Origin of the sequence: Neobacillus fumarioli NBRC 102428 (assembly GCF_001591485.1) — a bacterium.
GTDB lineage: Bacteria > Bacillota > Bacilli > Bacillales > Cytobacillaceae > Neobacillus > Neobacillus fumarioli.
Genome location: NZ_BCUZ01000213.1, coordinates 1 through 2,282, shown reverse-complemented (window position 1 = coordinate 2,282; position 2,282 = coordinate 1). Strand labels below are relative to the sequence as shown.

At 42.6% G+C, this 2,282-nt stretch carries 2 protein-coding genes; both read left to right on the top strand.

The annotated features are described in order from the left end of the window. Positions 1-355 precede the first annotated feature (355 nt). Positions 356-556 carry an SE1561 family protein gene (locus tag BFU02S_RS15630; protein WP_066372683.1) on the top strand — a complete coding sequence of 67 codons (201 nt, stop codon included), beginning with the start codon at positions 356-358 and terminating at the stop codon, positions 554-556. Between the two features lie 137 nt (positions 557-693). Beyond that, positions 694-2,232, top strand: a complete 1,539-nt coding sequence (locus tag BFU02S_RS15625) for a fumarate hydratase (RefSeq protein WP_174520355.1) — start codon at positions 694-696, stop codon at positions 2,230-2,232. Positions 2,233-2,282 lie beyond the last annotated feature (50 nt).

The following is a 2,282-nucleotide window of genomic DNA, read 5'->3' as shown; positions in this document are numbered from 1 at the left end:
CAGCCCCTTTGGTTTGGAATCCGTTAAAATTTGTTGGTTCTACGGTTTTTTTATTAGCCGCCTGTGGCTTTTATTCTTAATACTTTAAGGGGCAGAGCCAAATATGTTTTATAGGGTGGCTGAAGGACAAAACAATAGTCGAGTATGAGGTAAAGTGGTGTTCATAGGGTGGCTGAAGGACATAACAATACTCGAGCTTTAAGCAAAATGGTGTTCATAGGTTGAATGAAAGCCCAAACTATAGTTGAGTTGCAAGCAAAATGGGTCGATAAATTTCGGTAGCTGAAGAGGGCTGCCTTGCACTTTTTTCAAGATTCCAGTAGGATGAAAAGGAATGTGAAAGGAGAGAGGCAGCGTGGGAAGCCCCATTCAAGAAAAGAATAATCAAGTGGAATTTTTGAAGAAGCGTTTAAATATGTTTTTAGATGTGCTGGATGCCATTGATCCGGAAGAAGCGGATCTTGATGATATTGACCGGTTAATTTCAATCATTGATGAATTGGAATCGAAATGCCGGGAATTCCATAATCGTGAACTAAGCGAGTCTGCAAAATAACAGGCTCTTTTTTATATAGCAGGCAGATAATGCCATGTATTCGGTTGCAAGCTTAACCTTTAATTCTATTGTCTATAGGAGTATAATAAAAAACGGTAAATATAGAGGACATAGGGAAGGGGAAACTGAAAGTGAATATTGCTAAATTTGAAGAGAGCATGTATCAGCTGGTTGTCGAAACTTCAACAAAGCTGCCAAAAGATGTCCGACGTGCTGTGAAAGCGGCTAAGGAAAAAGAAAATGCTGGCACGAGAGCGGCCATGAGCCTTGCCACTATTACGAACAACATTAAAATGGCAGATGAACAAGTATCGCCAATTTGCCAGGATACTGGGCTGCCGACTTTTAAAATTAAAACTCCTGTTGGTGTAAATCAAATTGAATTGAAAGCAGCTATTAAAAATGCGATTGTTCGTGCTACAAAAGATGGAAAACTTCGTCCAAATGCCGTTGATTCGCTGACAGGCAAAAATAGCGGAGATAACCTTGGAGACGGTGTTCCAGTCATCAAATTTGAACAATGGGAAAAAGACTATATCGATGTCCGCTTGATTTTAAAAGGCGGGGGTTGTGAAAACAAAAACATTCAATACAGTTTGCCATGTGAACTCGAAGGACTTGGACGCGCAGGCCGCGACCTTGACGGGATCCGCAAGTGTATCCTCCATTCAGTTTACCAAGCACAAGGTCAAGGATGCAGTGCAGGATTCATTGGGGTCGGTATTGGCGGCGACCGTTCTTCAGGCTATGATTTGGCAAAAGAACAATTATTCCGTCCGCTTGAAGATGTGAACCCAAATGAAGATCTTCGTAAGCTGGAAGAATATATTTTGGAAAACGCCAATAAGCTTGGAATCGGAACAATGGGCTTTGGCGGTGAAGCTACTTTGTTGGGCTGTAAAATCGGTGTCATGCACCGCATTCCTGCAAGCTTCTATGTTTCTGTTGCCTACAACTGCTGGGCCTTCCGCCGAATGGGAGTTTCGGTAAATGCAGAAACTGGTGAAATAATTGAATGGGCTTACCAAGACGGCGAGTTTATAGATTTTGCCGAAGAGAACGAAGCGGCACAAGAAACAGCTGCAGCCCGTTCCGAAGATGTGATCAAACTGCAAGCACCCATTACAGAAGAACAAATCCGTTCTTTGAAAGTTGGAGATGTTGTAGTAATCAATGGCATGATGTACACCGGCCGCGACGCCATTCATAAATATTTAACGGACCACGATTCTCCTGTTGATTTGAATGGACAAATTATTTACCACTGCGGCCCTGTTATGTTGAAAGATGAAAATGATGTTTGGCATGTAAAAGCTGCTGGCCCGACAACAAGTATTCGTGAGGAGCCTTACCAAGGCGACATTATGAAAAAATTTGGCATTCGCGCTGTTATTGGAAAAGGCGGCATGGGTCCGAAAACATTAGCTGCTCTTCAAGAACATGGCGGCGTGTACTTAAATGCCATCGGTGGTGCAGCTCAATACTATGCAGATTGCATTAAGAGTGTCGAAGGCGTTGACCTAATGCAATTTGGTATTCCAGAAGCCATGTGGCACTTGCGTGTAGAAGGTTTCCGTGCTGTCGTCACTATGGACTCCCACGGCAACAGCCTGCATGCTGATGTTGATAAGTCATCTTTAGAAAAATTAGCTCAATTTAAAGAGCGGGTGTTTTAAAAATAGTTTGCAACGATAGGCCCATCAAATTTGATAGGTATATTTTTTGG